The sequence below is a fragment of the Flavobacterium sp. WG21 genome, assembly GCF_000335775.1.
GTDB lineage: Bacteria > Bacteroidota > Bacteroidia > Flavobacteriales > Flavobacteriaceae > Flavobacterium > Flavobacterium tructae.
In genome coordinates, this window is sequence record NZ_AMYW01000021.1 from 49,876 (window position 1) to 64,214 (window position 14,339).

The 14,339-nt window shown below is 35.2% G+C and carries 16 protein-coding genes; 8 read left to right on the forward strand and 8 right to left on the reverse strand.

Annotation, left to right across the window (positions count from 1 at the left end):
- The first annotated feature begins 34 nt into the window (after window positions 1-34).
- From C245_RS0114965 to C245_RS0114995, 7 genes are all read left to right on the forward strand, one after another.
- Window positions 35-727, forward strand: a complete 693-nt coding sequence (locus C245_RS0114965; protein ID WP_017497421.1) for an NUDIX domain-containing protein — start codon at window positions 35-37, stop codon at window positions 725-727.
- A gap of 75 nt (window positions 728-802) precedes the next feature.
- Window positions 803-1,636 carry a ribose-phosphate diphosphokinase gene (gene prs / locus C245_RS0114970; RefSeq protein WP_017497422.1) on the forward strand — a complete coding sequence of 278 codons (834 nt, stop codon included), beginning with the start codon at window positions 803-805 and terminating at the stop codon, window positions 1,634-1,636.
- A gap of 102 nt (window positions 1,637-1,738) precedes the next feature.
- Window positions 1,739-2,266: an NADAR family protein gene (locus tag C245_RS0114975; RefSeq protein ID WP_017497423.1), complete on the forward strand. Its 528-nt coding sequence runs from the start codon at window positions 1,739-1,741 to the stop codon at window positions 2,264-2,266.
- A 7-nt stretch (window positions 2,267-2,273) separates the two neighbouring features.
- Complete coding sequence (locus C245_RS0114980; protein WP_017497424.1) at window positions 2,274-2,822, forward strand: RNA 2'-phosphotransferase; 549 nt, start codon at window positions 2,274-2,276, stop codon at window positions 2,820-2,822.
- Between the two features lie 43 nt (window positions 2,823-2,865).
- Window positions 2,866-3,705 (forward strand): ADP-ribosylglycohydrolase family protein, encoded by an 840-nt coding sequence (locus C245_RS0114985; RefSeq protein WP_017497425.1) that lies wholly within the window; start codon window positions 2,866-2,868, stop codon window positions 3,703-3,705.
- A 3-nt stretch (window positions 3,706-3,708) separates the two neighbouring features.
- Entirely contained in the window at window positions 3,709-4,440 is a 732-nt protein-coding gene (locus tag C245_RS0114990; RefSeq protein WP_017497426.1) for a metallophosphoesterase family protein, read from the forward strand.
- A 24-nt stretch (window positions 4,441-4,464) separates the two neighbouring features.
- Window positions 4,465-5,934 carry a nicotinate phosphoribosyltransferase gene (locus C245_RS0114995; RefSeq protein WP_017497427.1) on the forward strand — a complete coding sequence of 490 codons (1,470 nt, stop codon included), beginning with the start codon at window positions 4,465-4,467 and terminating at the stop codon, window positions 5,932-5,934.
- A 56-nt stretch (window positions 5,935-5,990) separates the two neighbouring features.
- Here the strand turns inward: C245_RS0114995 and C245_RS0115000 are convergent, their stop codons facing one another.
- The 5 genes from C245_RS0115000 to C245_RS0115020 all read right to left on the reverse strand — a co-directional run bounded on the left by C245_RS0115000 (window position 5,991) and on the right by C245_RS0115020 (window position 9,469).
- The gene (locus C245_RS0115000) at window positions 5,991-6,695 is read right to left on the reverse strand and encodes a hypothetical protein (protein WP_017497428.1); all 705 of its coding nucleotides are present in this window, start codon (window positions 6,693-6,695) and stop codon (window positions 5,991-5,993) included.
- A complete protein-coding gene (gene nadD, locus C245_RS0115005; protein ID WP_017497429.1) occupies window positions 6,696-7,277 on the reverse strand; it encodes a nicotinate (nicotinamide) nucleotide adenylyltransferase in 582 nt (193 codons plus the stop codon).
- A gap of 109 nt (window positions 7,278-7,386) precedes the next feature.
- Window positions 7,387-7,959, reverse strand: a complete 573-nt coding sequence (gmk, locus tag C245_RS0115010; protein ID WP_017497430.1) for a guanylate kinase — start codon at window positions 7,957-7,959, stop codon at window positions 7,387-7,389.
- Between the two features lie 90 nt (window positions 7,960-8,049).
- Entirely contained in the window at window positions 8,050-8,910 is an 861-nt protein-coding gene (locus C245_RS0115015; RefSeq protein WP_035746767.1) for a YicC/YloC family endoribonuclease, read from the reverse strand.
- Window positions 8,911-9,115: 205 nt separating this feature from the next.
- Window positions 9,116-9,469, reverse strand: coding sequence for an arsenate reductase family protein (locus tag C245_RS0115020; protein WP_017497432.1), 354 nt, complete (start codon window positions 9,467-9,469; stop codon window positions 9,116-9,118).
- A 77-nt stretch (window positions 9,470-9,546) separates the two neighbouring features.
- On the opposite strand from C245_RS0115020, the gene C245_RS0115025 reads away from it, so the two are divergent.
- A complete protein-coding gene (locus C245_RS0115025) occupies window positions 9,547-10,002 on the forward strand; it encodes a DinB family protein (protein WP_017497433.1) in 456 nt (151 codons plus the stop codon).
- 79 nt (window positions 10,003-10,081) lie between these two features.
- Here the strand turns inward: C245_RS0115025 and C245_RS0115030 are convergent, their stop codons facing one another.
- From C245_RS0115030 to C245_RS0115040, 3 genes are all read right to left on the reverse strand, one after another.
- Window positions 10,082-10,573, reverse strand: a complete 492-nt coding sequence (locus tag C245_RS0115030) for a septal ring lytic transglycosylase RlpA family protein (RefSeq protein WP_017497434.1) — start codon at window positions 10,571-10,573, stop codon at window positions 10,082-10,084.
- 90 nt (window positions 10,574-10,663) lie between these two features.
- Complete coding sequence (locus C245_RS0115035) at window positions 10,664-11,086, reverse strand: hypothetical protein (RefSeq protein ID WP_017497435.1); 423 nt, start codon at window positions 11,084-11,086, stop codon at window positions 10,664-10,666.
- A 105-nt stretch (window positions 11,087-11,191) separates the two neighbouring features.
- Complete coding sequence (locus tag C245_RS0115040; RefSeq protein WP_026110083.1) at window positions 11,192-14,020, reverse strand: TonB-dependent receptor domain-containing protein; 2,829 nt, start codon at window positions 14,018-14,020, stop codon at window positions 11,192-11,194.
- Window positions 14,021-14,339: the final 319 nt, after the last annotated feature.

The following is a 14,339-nucleotide window of genomic DNA, read 5'->3' on the forward strand; positions in this document are numbered from 1 at the left end:
ATTCGTTATATTTGTGAGATAGGAGTTTTAAAATATGGAAAATTTTCAAAATATTCGAATTGCGGTTGATGCCATTGTGTTTGGATATAAGAACAACAGTTTGTATGTGCTTTTAATTGAGCAAAAGTTTGGTTCTGCCGATAAGTATTGGGCTTTGCCGGGTGGTTTAGTAAAGGAGGACGAATCTTTAAGTGATGCTGTTATTAGAGAGCTGCACGAAGAGACCAATGTTCAGCTTACTTTTATGGAGCAGCTGTATACTTTTGGAGATGATATTAATAGGGATTCCAGAAATCGTGTGATTTCCGTTGCCTATTATGCTTTAGTAGACGCTTCAAGTCTGGAAATTAAAGCAGATACTGATGCTGAACGTGTACAATGGTTCAAAATAGATGAGATTCCCGATCTGGCATTCGATCATAATTTAATCCTAAAAACTGCATTGACAAGATTAAAAGCAAAATTGACCTATGAACCAGTAGGTTTCGATTTACTTCCTCAGGAATTTTTGTTTTCTGACCTGGAAAATCTTTACTGTACTATTTTGGAAAAGGAAATAGACCGTCGAAATTTTAGAAAGAAGATACTGAGCTATGGTTTTCTGGATCAAACCGATCATTTTTCACCAATAAAAAGCGGTCGCCCGGCTAAACTTTTTAAGTTTAATGATTTGAAATACAAAGAATTAATTGGTAGTGGTTTTCACTTCGAAATAAAGTTTGCGTAAATTTTACACAAAATAAATTGTTTAATAAATATATTGACTTATATTTGCGTATAATTAACGCAAACTAAAAAAACTATGATACTTAATTTAGACCCAAAATTCACTCCAATTCTTAATAAGGAAGAAATCAAATTTCAAAGTTTCACATTTTCAGGAGGAGAACCTCATATTAAAATCAGTCCTGATTTTGACAATACCCAAAAAGTAACCATTACCCATCGATTAAATTCATTCAACGATTTAGGTTTGTTGTGCATCACGGTTGATGCTTTACGCAGAATGGACGTGAAAGTAATCGACTTGTTTATTCCGTATTTCCCGGCAGCCAGACAGGATCGTGTCATGATTAAAGGCGAATCGTTATCTGTAAAAGTATATGCTGATATCATCAATGCACTTGAGTTGAATAAAGTGTTTGTTTTTGATGCACACTCTGAAGTGACTCCGGCCTTAGTAAACAATTGTGAAGTGATCCCGAATCATACTTTTATTGCAGCGGTTTTGAAAGTAATTGGCGAAAACGTAAAATTAATTTCTCCGGATGGCGGTGCATTAAAGAAAATCTACAAAGTTTCTGAATTTCTTGGCGGTATTGATGTGGTAGAATGCAGCAAAAGCCGTGATGTAAAAACCGGAAGATTATCTGGTTTTAAAGTTTATGAAGACGATCTAAACGGAATGGACTGTTTAATTGTAGATGATATTTGCGATGGCGGAGGAACTTTCGTAGGATTAGCTGAAGAATTAAAAAAGAAAAATGCCGGAAGATTATACTTAGCCGTAAGCCACGGAATTTTCAATAAAGGTTTCGAAGTTTTAAATTGCTTCGACGCTATTTTTACCACCAATTCAGTAAAAGATTTCGAAGGCGAAAGCGTTCAGGTGATTGGATTGGATCAATTAGTTTAAAAAGTTTCAAGTTTCAGGTTTCAAGTTATATAGGGAACCTGAAACTTGAAACTTGAAACAAAATAACAGAGAACTCGTTTCTTTGTTTCAATAACAAAAAACATGAAATACAATATAGATACCATAGCTCCAGAAAGTAAGTTTTTATTTTTCTGGGGACATCAGCCCAGTAAAGACGGAACGATTACTAAAACCTGCTTTAGTCAGTGGTGGTTAAGTTCTTTTAAAGTAAATGGCGTGACTTATAAAACTGCCGAACACTGGATGATGGCAAAAAAAGCCGAATTGTTTAACGATAATGAAGTTTTAAATAAAATCATTAAAGCTAATTCTCCTGCTGAAGCTAAAAAGTTGGGACGTCAAGTTAAAAATTATGACGATGCAATTTGGTTAGAAAACCGATTTGAGATTGTAAAAGAAGGGAATTATCATAAGTTCAGTCAAAACCCCGATTTGAAAGCTTTTTTGCTAAACACAGATGAAAGAGTAATAGTCGAAGCGAGTCCCGTTGATCCAATCTGGGGAATTGGAATGGCAGGTGACCATAAAGATGTTCTGAATCCTGCTAAATGGAAAGGGCTTAACTTATTAGGTTTTGCTTTGATGGAAGTTAGAGATGAATTGAAATAGTTGAGTTATGAATGAAAAAACAGCAAAAAGCGTCAGCAAATTTCTGAGTCTGGTGCTTAGGCATTCACCCGAAACCATCGGTTTAAAGTTAGACGAAAACGGCTGGGCAGATGTTGAAGAATTGATCGCAAAATGCTCTAAAAACGGAAACTCACTTAATGCAGAACTTCTGGATTATGTGGTAGAAAACAACGATAAAAAACGTTTTGCTTTTAATGAAGACAAAACAAAGATCAGAGCAAGTCAGGGGCATTCAATTTCAGTTGAGCTGAACCTGAAGGAGGCCGAACCTTCAGAGTTTTTGTACCACGGAACCGTTGGAAAGTTTATGGAGAGTATAAAACTTGAAGGCTTACAAAAAATGAGCCGTCAGCACGTACACCTTTCCAAAGACAAAGAAACGGCAATAAAAGTAGGAAGCAGACGAGGAGCTCCCCAGATTCTGACAGTAAGAAGTGGTGCCATGTACAGAGATGGTTTTAAATTTTATCTGTCTGAGAATAATGTTTGGCTGACCGCTGAGGTTCCGGCAACCTACATAGAGTTTAAATCATAAGGAGTAGTAGGCATCATTTTAAAATTATAAAACACAACAAATTATGATACTAGAAGCGGCAATAGGTGATGCATATGGTGCAGGTTTTGAATTTCGGGATTTAGATTTCATTTCTCAGAACAACCATTTAACCCAGTATCACAAACACGGACTTTATACTGAAATTTACAAACGCTATACAGACGATACGCAAATGGCAATTGCCATCTCGGAATTGTTATTAGAAGAGGATAATTGGAACGAAATCAAAGTAGCAGACAAGTTTGTTGAAGTATTTCACCGAGATAAAAGAAGAGGTTATTCCGACAGAGTTTACAATGCCTTGGATGCAAGTAGAAATGGATCTGATTTCATTAAAATAATCAACAACGGAAGTAACGGAAACGGTTCTGCTATGCGAGCCTATAGTATTGGTTATGTAAAAGATATAGATCAGTTGATGAGTTTCTGCGAAATTCAGGCAAGAACTTCTCATTATACTGTTGAAGGGATCAGTTGTGCGAAGCGTATTGCATTGGCCGTTCACTATTTTAAATACAATTTGGGTGACGGATCGAATTTAGTGTCATTTTTAAATGAAACGCTGAAGGAGAATGAAACCTATAAAATTACTTCGCCAATCGATATGCATGGATACCCAACTACACAAGCGGTTATTAAAATCGTTTCCGAAGCGACTTCCATGAAAGATTGCTTAAAAACAAGTATCGATTATGGTGGAGATACCGATACGGTTGCTGCCTTGTGTATGGCGATTTTAAGTAACAAAGAAAACTGCAATAAAACCCTGCCTGCATTTTTGTATGAAGGTTTGGAGAACGATACATTTGGAAAAGACTTTCTAATAAAATTAGATGCAGCCCTCGATAATAAGTTTAATTAAATCATGAAAAGAACCTTTGTTTTTGGGGATATTCACGGCGGGTTAAAAGCATTAATTCAGCTATTAGAGAGAATTGATTACTTAGAAAAGGATCGGTTTATTTTTTTGGGAGACTATGTAGACGGCTGGAGTGAATCAAAACAATTAATTGATTTTCTGATCGATTTATCCCAAAAACAGGAGTGTATTTTTATCAAAGGAAATCATGATGTCTGGTGTCAGGAGTGGTTAGAGAATGATGTTATAAACGATATTTGGTTTTTGCATGGAGGAAAATCGACTATAGAGAGTTATCTCGATATTGAATGTTCGGAAAAAGAAAAACATGGCCATTTTTTCAATACTATGAAAGATTACTTTGTAGACGAAAACAACAATTTATTCATTCATGCCGGTTTTTCGTCCATGCACGGTCCGGAAAAAGAACATTACCAAAGTAATTATTCTTGGGATAGAACGTTGTGGGAAATGGCTTTGACAATGGATAAGAGAATTAAAAAAAATTCGCTTTCCTATCCGAAAAGATTGTTACTTTATAATGAGATTTATATTGGTCACACACCAACCCTTCATTATAATGTAGAGATTCCAATGCAAGGATGCAATGTGTGGAATGTCGATACCGGGGCTGGCTTTTATGGCAGATTAACAGGTCTTGATCTGGAAACAAAAGTATTTTGGCAAAGTGATATAGTACAAGAGCTTTATCCAAATGAAAAAGGAAGAAATAAATAATTGAAAAAATAACTAAGAAATTTTATGAACCCATTATTATTAACCGACGGTTACAAAGTTGACCACAGAAGACAATACCCAGACGGAACAACATTAGTATATTCCAACTGGACGCCAAGAAAATCAAGAATTGAAGGACTAGAGGAAGTGGTATTTTTCGGATTGCAATATTTCATCAAAAAATATATCATTCATGATTTTGAGGCCGATTTCTTTAAAAAGCCAAAAGAAGAAGTCGTTAAAAAATACGCTCGCAGAATCAATAATTATTTAGGTGAAAATCAGGTTGGAACCAAACATATTGAAGATTTACATGATTTAGGATATATTCCGATGGTTTTTAAAGCGTTGCCCGAAGGTGTTAGCGTGCCATTAAGAGTACCCATGTTTACGATGTACAATACGCTTCCGGAGTTTTTCTGGCTAACTAATTATTTCGAAACCTTATTGTCTGCAGTAGTCTGGTTGCCTTGTAATTCTGCTACTATTGCAAAAGAATATCGAAAAGTATTGGATAAATTTGCTGACGAAACATCATCAGTTCCTGAATTTGTAGATTGGCAGGCGCATGATTTCTCTATGAGAGGAATGGGTGGAATCGAGGCAGCAATTACTTCTGCGGCTGGACATTTATTGAGTTTTACGGGTTCTGATACCATTCCGGTAATTGACTTTTTTGAAGAATATTACAAGGCTGATTCTGATGCCGAATTAATTGCAGGTTCAGTTGCGGCAACGGAGCACTCTGTAATGTGTATGGGAACAACCGAAGGAGAGTGTGAAACGTTTAAAAGACTGGTTACGGAAGTGTATCCAAAAGGAATCGTGTCTATCGTTTCGGATACCTGGGATTTATGGAAAGTTCTTACCGACTATTTACCACGATTGAAAGAAGAAATAATTGCCAGAGAAGGTAAAGTTGTCATCCGACCAGATAGTGGTGATCCGGTAGATATTATTTGTGGTAATCCAAACGGAAAAACAGAAGAAGAGAAAAAAGGGGTAATTGAGCTGCTTTGGGATGTTTTTGGAGGTACAGTTAATGCAAAAGGATATAAGGAACTTATTCCGCAGATTGGCGCCATTTACGGTGATAGTATTACGGTAGCAAGGGCGACCCAAATTTGCGAAAGATTAAAAGAAAAAGGATTTGCTTCTACAAACGTTGTTTTGGGGATCGGTTCGTTTACCTATCAATACAATACCAGAGATACTTTTGGTTTTGCTATGAAAGCAACTTATGGAGAAGTTAATGGAGAAGGAAGAGCTATCTTTAAAGATCCAATAACAGATGATGGAACTAAAAAATCAGCCAAAGGATTAATGAAAATTGATTTAATTGATGGTGTATATCATCTAACGGATAATGTTTCCTGGGAAGAAGAAAAACAAGGCGAATTGAAAGAAGTTTTCAGAGACGGGAAACTTTTAACAGAACAGTCGCTAAGTGAGATTCGAACAAGAGTGAAAAGCGCGGTAAACGTTGAAGCATAAAAACAAGAAAGCCTGAATTTGATTTCAGGCTTTTTTATTTCTTGTCGTCATGTTTTTTAGCAACAATATTTTGCTCTTAATTCTTTTGCTTCATTATCAGTATCATATCCAATTAATAACAATCCTTCTGTGCATTCCACTCTCTTTTCTTTAATCAATTTCGCAACGAATAACTCAAATTTTGTGTAGGAGCGGTGTTCCTTATTTATAAAATTTAAATATTTTCTTTGATATGGAATCTTTTCATTGGTAATAATGTCCAATAAAGCTAATTGCAGTTCAGCAATATGTCTTTCAGAATCTAATTTAAAATTTAGGGAGATTTTTCCCCCTTCATAATTAAAAGAAATCAGGTTGCTTATTCCGTTACTGTATACCGGACCAGATCTTGTGTTTTCGTTTCTTTGACCCGAATAAGAGTTTCCGTATAGAATTAAATTTTCTATTTTATTATAGTGATATTGTTTGGCATCAATAGCCAAAAAATCATCTTCAAAGGAAATTGTTCCTATAAAAGATCCATTTAGGTTCTCATATTCGGTGAGCTTGATGGCTCCAGCAATGAAATAAGTTATAACGGGAATGATAAGCAAATAATAGGCATATTTTGAAATCTTAAATCCAAAAGAAGTTTCTATAAATACAAGCAATAATACATACGAAACACTAGCAATTAAAGTATAATAAGTTAGTTTTTCAGATAAAGTAAAATCAAATTGTTTGGGTTTCTTTGGATAAAAAATCGAAGCAGAGAAAGACATTTACTTTTTATAAAAATTATTATGATCAATATATTCCCAAACTTTTGGCGGTAAAAGAGGCTGTATGTTTTTGCCTTCTTTGATACTGTTTCGGATAAAAGTAGAGGAGATTTCTACAATTGGAGCATCAATAATATGCACTTTTGGATGCGATTTTAATTCGATGTTTTCCTCTTCTTCAGATATTCTGGGATAAACATAAATATCGTAATCTGCTAAAAGCACTTCGTAGTTTTTCCATTTATGAAGCGTTTTCAGGTTGTCTTCGCCCATGATTAAAGAAAAGTCATGTGTTGGATACTTTTCATGCAAATGAACCAGTGTATTGACTGTATAACTAGGCTGTGGTAATTTGAATTCGATGTCTGAAGGCTTTATTTTCGGATAATCTTCAGTGGCTAAATACACCATTTGCAAACGTTGGTGATCGTCTAACAAGGTAGATTTCTTTTTAAGCGGATTGTGTGGTGTAACGACCATCCATATCTGATCTAAATCGGCAAACTCAGCCATGTGGTTGGCAATGATTAAATGACCAACATGAATGGGATTATACGTTCCGAAATAAAGGCCTATTTTCATAAATGTTTTGTTTCACAAAGATTCGCAGAGTTTTCGCAGAGATTCACGAAGTAATTTATAAAATTTTAGTGAATCTCTGAGTTCTTCTTTGCGAATCTTAGTGTAATAGCTATTTGTTCACAAAATCTTTTACCAACTGATATGCTTCTTCTTTAGCGGTATCTAAATCGTAATTTTTGATAATCGTATCAAATTGTGGTGCAGTTGCCAGTTCAACCGAAGCCTTTGCAATTCGCATGTTTATTTTGTCATCACTTTCTGTCGAACGTTGTTTTAGTCGACGTTTTAGTTCATCAACACTTGGAGGTTTCACAAACACAGCCAAAGTTTGTTCCGGAAATTTATGCTTGATACGCAGTCCGCCTGCAACATCAATATCAAAAATCACATTTTTTCCTAAAGCCCAGATTCTTTCAATCTCCGATTTTAAAGTGCCGTAAAAGTTGTCACGATACACTTCTTCCCATTCCAGGAATTCCTCAGCCTTGATGTGTTTCTTGAATTGCTCCAGCGAAATAAAATAATAATCCTTTCCGTGTTCTTCCTCTCCACGTGGGTCGCGGGAAGCTGCTGAGATTGAAAATTCTAAATTTAAATCTTCTTTCCCTAATAAATGCTTTACTATAGTTGTTTTTCCTGATCCTGATGGTGCTGAAAAAACAATTAATTTTCCTTTATTCATTAATTTATGCTTTAGGCTTTAGGCGGTACGCTTTAAGCTCACTTACTCTATGTTTTTTGCTTATAGCCTAACGCTTAAAGCTTACAGTTTTTAAAGTACATTTAAAACCTGTTCTTTGATCTTTTCCAATTCATCCTTCATCATCACAACCAGTTTCTGCATTTGCGCATGATTCGATTTTGAACCCATGGTATTGATTTCACGACCCATTTCCTGAGTGATAAATCCAAGTTTTCTACCGTTAGCTTCAGAACCTTTTATAGTTTCAAGGAAATAATCCAAATGATTGGTTAAACGAACTTTTTCCTCAGTAATATCAAGTTTCTCAAGATAGTAAATCAATTCCTGTTCGAAACGATTTTCATCCACATTCACTTTCAATTCTGAAATAGCAGTTTGTAAACGGTCTTTGATGGCTTTAATACGTTCCGGATCAAGTGCCAGAGCGTCGTTCATGTATTGACGGATATTCGATATTCTGAGATTGAATTCTTTTTCAAGAGATTCTCCTTCGTCTTTTCTGAAAGTCAGAATGTTTTCCAAAGCTTCTTCGATGATCAACTGAATTTGTTCCCAGTCATTTTCATCAATTTCTTCGCGCTCGGTTTTTAGGGTATCCGGCATTCGAACGGCCATTTTCATCAGTTCGGTTTCATCCGCATCCGGGTAAACTTCTTTTAGTTGAGCGATGTAGTTTTTTACAACAGGAACATTTACCTTAGTTGAGGTTTGTTCAGAAGTACTTTCAACGTAAATTCCGAAATCAATTTTTCCTCTTTCCAGTTTAGTAGAAATTTGAGTTCTTAAACCTAGTTCCATTTCGCGGTATACCGATGGCATTCTAACATTTAAATCTAAACCTTTACTGTTTAAGGATTTTACTTCAACGGTAATTTTTTTTGTAGGCAATTGCAAAGAAGCTTTGCCAAACCCTGTCATAGATTGTATCATATAATTGAGTATAAAGGCGCAAAGATACTAAAAAACTTTAGAGTGAGGTTTTCTAGTTTCTATTGCCTTATTTTTAAAAGGTTTTGGGCGTTCCCTTCGGTCGGGCTATTCGTTTCAATCTTTTTTTGAGCAGAAAAAACTCAAAAAAAGGATTTCCACTTCTATCCCTAACGCAAACCGGGAATCTTTACGGCTTTTAGGTAAATTATTGTTCTAAGGCTTTCATTACCTGTAAAATATTCTGCTGACTGTTGCCAATGTAGATTTTTCCGTCAATAATAAAAACAGGACGGCTTAAAAAAGTGTAGTGTTCTAAGATGTATTTTTTAAAATCGGCTTCCGTTAAAGATTTGTTCTTTAAATCCATCGATTTATACAGTTGTGCTTTTTTGCTGAACAAAGCTTCGTAACTTCCCGAAAGTTGATACATTTCTTCTAATTCAGTTGCTGTAATCGGGTTTTGTTTAATGTCATGAAAAACCAGGTTGTTGCCTTCCGGTAATGCTTTAATGATTTTTCGGCAAGTATCGCAGGATGCTAAGTAATATATTTTGTTCATAAGTTTAAATTTAAGAGACTACAAAGAAAATCCATTTGAAACTTAAAATTGCCTAATTTTAGAAAAAAAATAAAAATATGAACCCAGTTTTTGAAGTACAAAAGACCATTAGAGAGATTCTTTTGAAAGTTTTAGACAGTCATTCATTAGAACAATTAAACAAAATTCCGCAAGGATTCAATAACAATATCATTTGGAATATCGCACATTGTGTTGCTTCACAGCAGGCTTTGGTTTATAAGTTATCGGGTTTACCGGTTACCATTTCTGAAGATTTTATTGCTAAATACCGAAAAGATACTAAGCCGGAAGGAGACGTTTCGCAAGCAGAAGTTGATGAAATACGTGAACTGCTTTCGACTACTTTAAAGCAGGTTGAAAATGATTTTGCGGCAGGTATTTTTGTGAATTATAATGAATATACCACTAGTTTAGGGTATACTCTGAAGAATATAAACGGAGCTTTGGATTTTAATAATTACCATGAAGGCGTTCATACCGGAGTAGTGATGAGTATTCGAAAGTTTGTTTAGATCTTTTTAAGACAACTTAATTTACGAAAAAACCCGACAGTTTCTAAAAAACTGTCGGGTTTTGTATTTTAAAAGGATGTTATTCTACTATAGTTTCGATCGTAACTTTCATAGCACCGCTTCCTTTACTTTTCGTGATTTCCATAAAGGCTCTTTTGGATAAATCAAGATCTCTTGTTCGAACAAATGGACCGCGATCGGTAACTTTTACAATTACGAATTTTCCGTTTGCTTCATTGGTGACTTTTATTCTCGTTCCGAAAGGAAGTTTTTTGTGTGCGGCAGTGTAAGCGCTGTTGCTGAATCGGCTTCCGTTGGCTGTTTTTTTACCATTAAAACGGTCAGCATAATAAGAGGCATGTGCATTTTTTTTATAAGGTTTTAATTTCAAGCCCTTATCCGTAAAAACAGAATCAGTTGGTATTGCAATTAAATTAGGTCTGGCAGTTTTGACAGTATCCTGAGTAATTTTAGGTTCAGTTGCAGGCTTTGTTTGGCTTATAACATAGGTAAAACAACTTAAAAAAGTTATAGTAAGTGCAGTGAGTAAAATATGTTTTTTATTTCTCATGTTTTATTTTTTTTCAGACTTGGGGAGTTTGTACAAATAATATGCCGAGATAAAAAAAGCCCTATTTTTAGGGCTTTAATTGGTTTTTTCTTAGAACCACAGGTTCCATGGGATTCTGCTTAAAATAAGCAATAATCCTAATCCGTAAAATATAGCAAAAGTTTTAAACTTCGCTTCGCTATTAACTAATTTTTTATGTTTCGACCATCCGATGGTGATCAAAATGATAGCAATAATGTTGATTAGAGGGTGTTCTAATGAAGTAAGTCTAAGTGCTGCATTAGACATTTGGCCAAAAGCAGCTTTCCCTAAAGGTGATACAAAATAAAGGATTAAACCAACTAATAATTGTGTATGAGTTCCAATCAAGGCAAATAATGCAATCTTGCGGTCTTTGCCTGTAAAGTCTTTTTTAGAAGTAAGACCAATGATGGCATTTACAACTGCAATTAATAAAATTAAAAGTGCTAAGTAAGCCCAGCCCTTATGGAATTCTCTTAAAAAATGGTACATAAATTAGATTTTTTGATAAAACAAATATAGCAAAAAAGGGTATAAAAAAAGCGGCATCAGACTAAAAGTCAATGCCGCTTTAGGTATTTATTTAGATTCTAAATATTAGAAATCGTAACGTAGAGAGAAGTTCCATGTTCTTCCGAAACCGAAGAAAACCTGGTTAACGTTTGCTACTCCATTGTAAAGCATTCCGTTAGATGCGTAAGTTCCTTTTGAACCAGCTGGTTGACCAGTAGCTACAGGAAGGTTGTCATCAGCGAAAGTATTTGTTCTTGATTCAGCGATATAAGTTTTATCAAGTACGTTGTTTACGTTTAATCTGAAGTTAACTGATTTGTCTTTGTTTTTTCCAGTTAACATTTTGTATGAGAAACCAGCATCTAGTAAACCATAAGAAGGCAATTGTAATGCTCCTTTGTTGTTTGGATCTGCAAAGTTGATTGGGCTTAATCCAGCGTACAATTTATCGTTGAAATTGTAGTTAGCATCAAGAGTTACTCTTGTTAAAACTTCATAAGCAGCACCTAAAGAAGCTGTCATTTGAGCAGCATCACCTACTTTTACTTTGTCCATGTAAACTGGTGTAGCAACGTATCCTACAACAGGACTATTGTCTGCTTGATTGTAAGCGTTTACAGTAGCATTTCCTTTGTATTCCCAGATTCCGTAAGATACCATTCCAGTTACTTTTAATCTGTCAGTAATGTTAGAACTTGCTTCTACTTCAACTCCTGAGTGTACCTCGTTTAGACCTAAGTATTCAGTGTAAGTATTTGGGTCAGTTGGTAATGCATTACCTTTTAAGTATCTGTCGTTCCAAGTTGTGTTGTAAACGTTTACTGTAGCGTTGAAAAATCTAGAACGGAAACCATATCCAGCCTCAAATCCAATGATTTTCTCATTAGTAAGGTTAGGGTTTACTGTTGATCTGTTGTTTGGATAAACAGAGTTAAAGAATGGTTGTCTTGAATAGTAACCAGCGTTTACGTAAACATTACTTTTTTCGCTTAAGTTGTAGTTAGCACCACCTTTTACGTTTCCTCCTAGGATGTTTTTGTAAGGAGTAGAAGTTAATGGGTCAGTTGGAAGGTAAACAAAGTCATCTTCTCTTTTGAATCCTTGTTGAGAAACTGCTCCCTGAACGAAAGCTGTTAAATTGTCTTTAGAGTACTCTAATTGTGTAAATACTCCATACCATTTTACTTTTCCAGTACTGTTGAATGAGATCTTGTCATAATTTCTTTTGTCAAAAACATTCCATTGTACATTTGTAGAATATGTCTCTGTAAGACGTCTTCCAGTTGGTTTTAGACTTGCAATATTGTTGTCAAAAAATTCTCCTCCGCCTAATCTGTCGTTAACAACAGTAAAGTGGTAACCAGTGTAAGTTCTTGCGTCAAGACCGAAATCTAAAGTAAGTGTATTTGATAATTTTTTGTTCAAATTAACAACAGCACCAAACCAGTCATGAGAGTTGATAGATGACGTTTGTGAAATACCTGATGTAGTATTGTAAACATATGGAGATGCAGTAGTTCCTGCTCCAGTTCTACCAGTTGAAGAACTGTTTTGGTAAACACCACCAATTTGAGTTCTGGTTCTGTTTGCTCCGTTAAAGAAAACTTGTCCTGTACCATTGTTCCAAGCTTGGATTTTGTTGTAATCAACTAAACCATCAGCTGTTAAGAATACTGCACTGTTGTAAGTGTTTCCACCAACACCACCTGTTGCTCCTGCACCAGCTCCACGTCCCATAGACGCGTAAAGTACAGTTGAAAGTTTTGTAGTTTCGTTGATTTTGTAATCCCAGTTAAAAGATGCTACCGGTTTGTGGTAGTAGTTTTTTCTGATGTTATATTCTTCACCATTCAAATATCCTGTATCAGCATTGTATCTGATGTTTGGATCTCCATTGATACCATATTTTTGGTAAGTAGCAATTGTTGGTACAGTAGATCTTTGGTTGTGCCATTGTGGAGCTCCTGTTACTGTAACTTGAAAGTCATGTTTTCCACTTTTGCTACCGTATCCTAAAGCAACATAGTAGTTAGAACCTTCAAATTGAGTTCCGTTCACATATCCGTCTCCCATTGTTTGAGACAATAAAATAGAAGCAGAAAGACCATTATCTAGTTTTCCAGTGCTGTATGAACCTTGAATTTTAAAGTTTCTTCCATTACCAAATCCAGAAGAAAAAGATCCTCCTTCTTTTCTGTCAGAAGCTTTAGTTACAATGTTGATTGTTCCTCCAACAGAAGGAGTTACCAATTTTGAAGCTCCTAAACCTCTTTGAACCTGAATAGCTGAAGCTACCTCAGATAAACCAGACCAGTTACTCCAGTAAACAGAACCATTTTCCATGTCGTTAACCGGCATACCATTGATCATTACAGCGATGTTGTTTTGGTTAAAACCACGAATGTTGATTCTTGAATCTCCAAAACCACCACCAGCTTTAGTAGCATATACAGAAGGCGTGTTTCTTAAGATCTCTGGAAATTCCTGAGTTCCAAGTTTTTCCTGGATTTCAGCAGCTTTAATTGTTGAAACCGCTACAGGAGTTTTTCTGTCTTTTGCGATGTCAACGATTGTGCTTTTTACAACAATTTCGCTTAATTCATTAGAATTAGAAGTCAAAACGATTGTTCCTAAATTAGTAGTTTCACCATTTCTAACTGAAAATCTTAGAGTTAAATTCTCGTAACCTAAAAAAGAAATAACGATTTCTCCTGTACTTGTTGTTGCATTAAGAGTAAATTTACCGTCAAAATCTGTAGAAGTAGCAACTGTAGATCCTTTGATCACAACGTTTGCTCCCGGAAGTGAACCCACTCCGTCGGTAATCATACCGGAAATTTTTCCTTGAGAAAATGCGGTTGAAACTATCATGAACAATAGTCCAGTAAGTAACCAATTTTTCATTGTCTTCATTTGTTAATTAGTTTATTGTTTTTGGCAAAATTATAACAATAAAATCAGATAATGTTATCAAACTGTTAAGAAAAGAAAGATTTGTATAATGTGTTGCGCATTAAAATGATTTTTCTTTTTTTTGTTAGATAAAATGAGGTTTTTTTGAATTTTTTAGTGTGAATTTTGTTAAAATCGTAATTATTTTAATTGTCTTGTAGCGCTAAACTTGCAGGAGATCGCTTTTTTAGCTGCTTATGTGATGCTTGTGTACGAAAAAACGCCTTAATTTTCATTAAATCAAGGCGTTTCAGTATGTTGTGTATGGATCTTTTTTGAG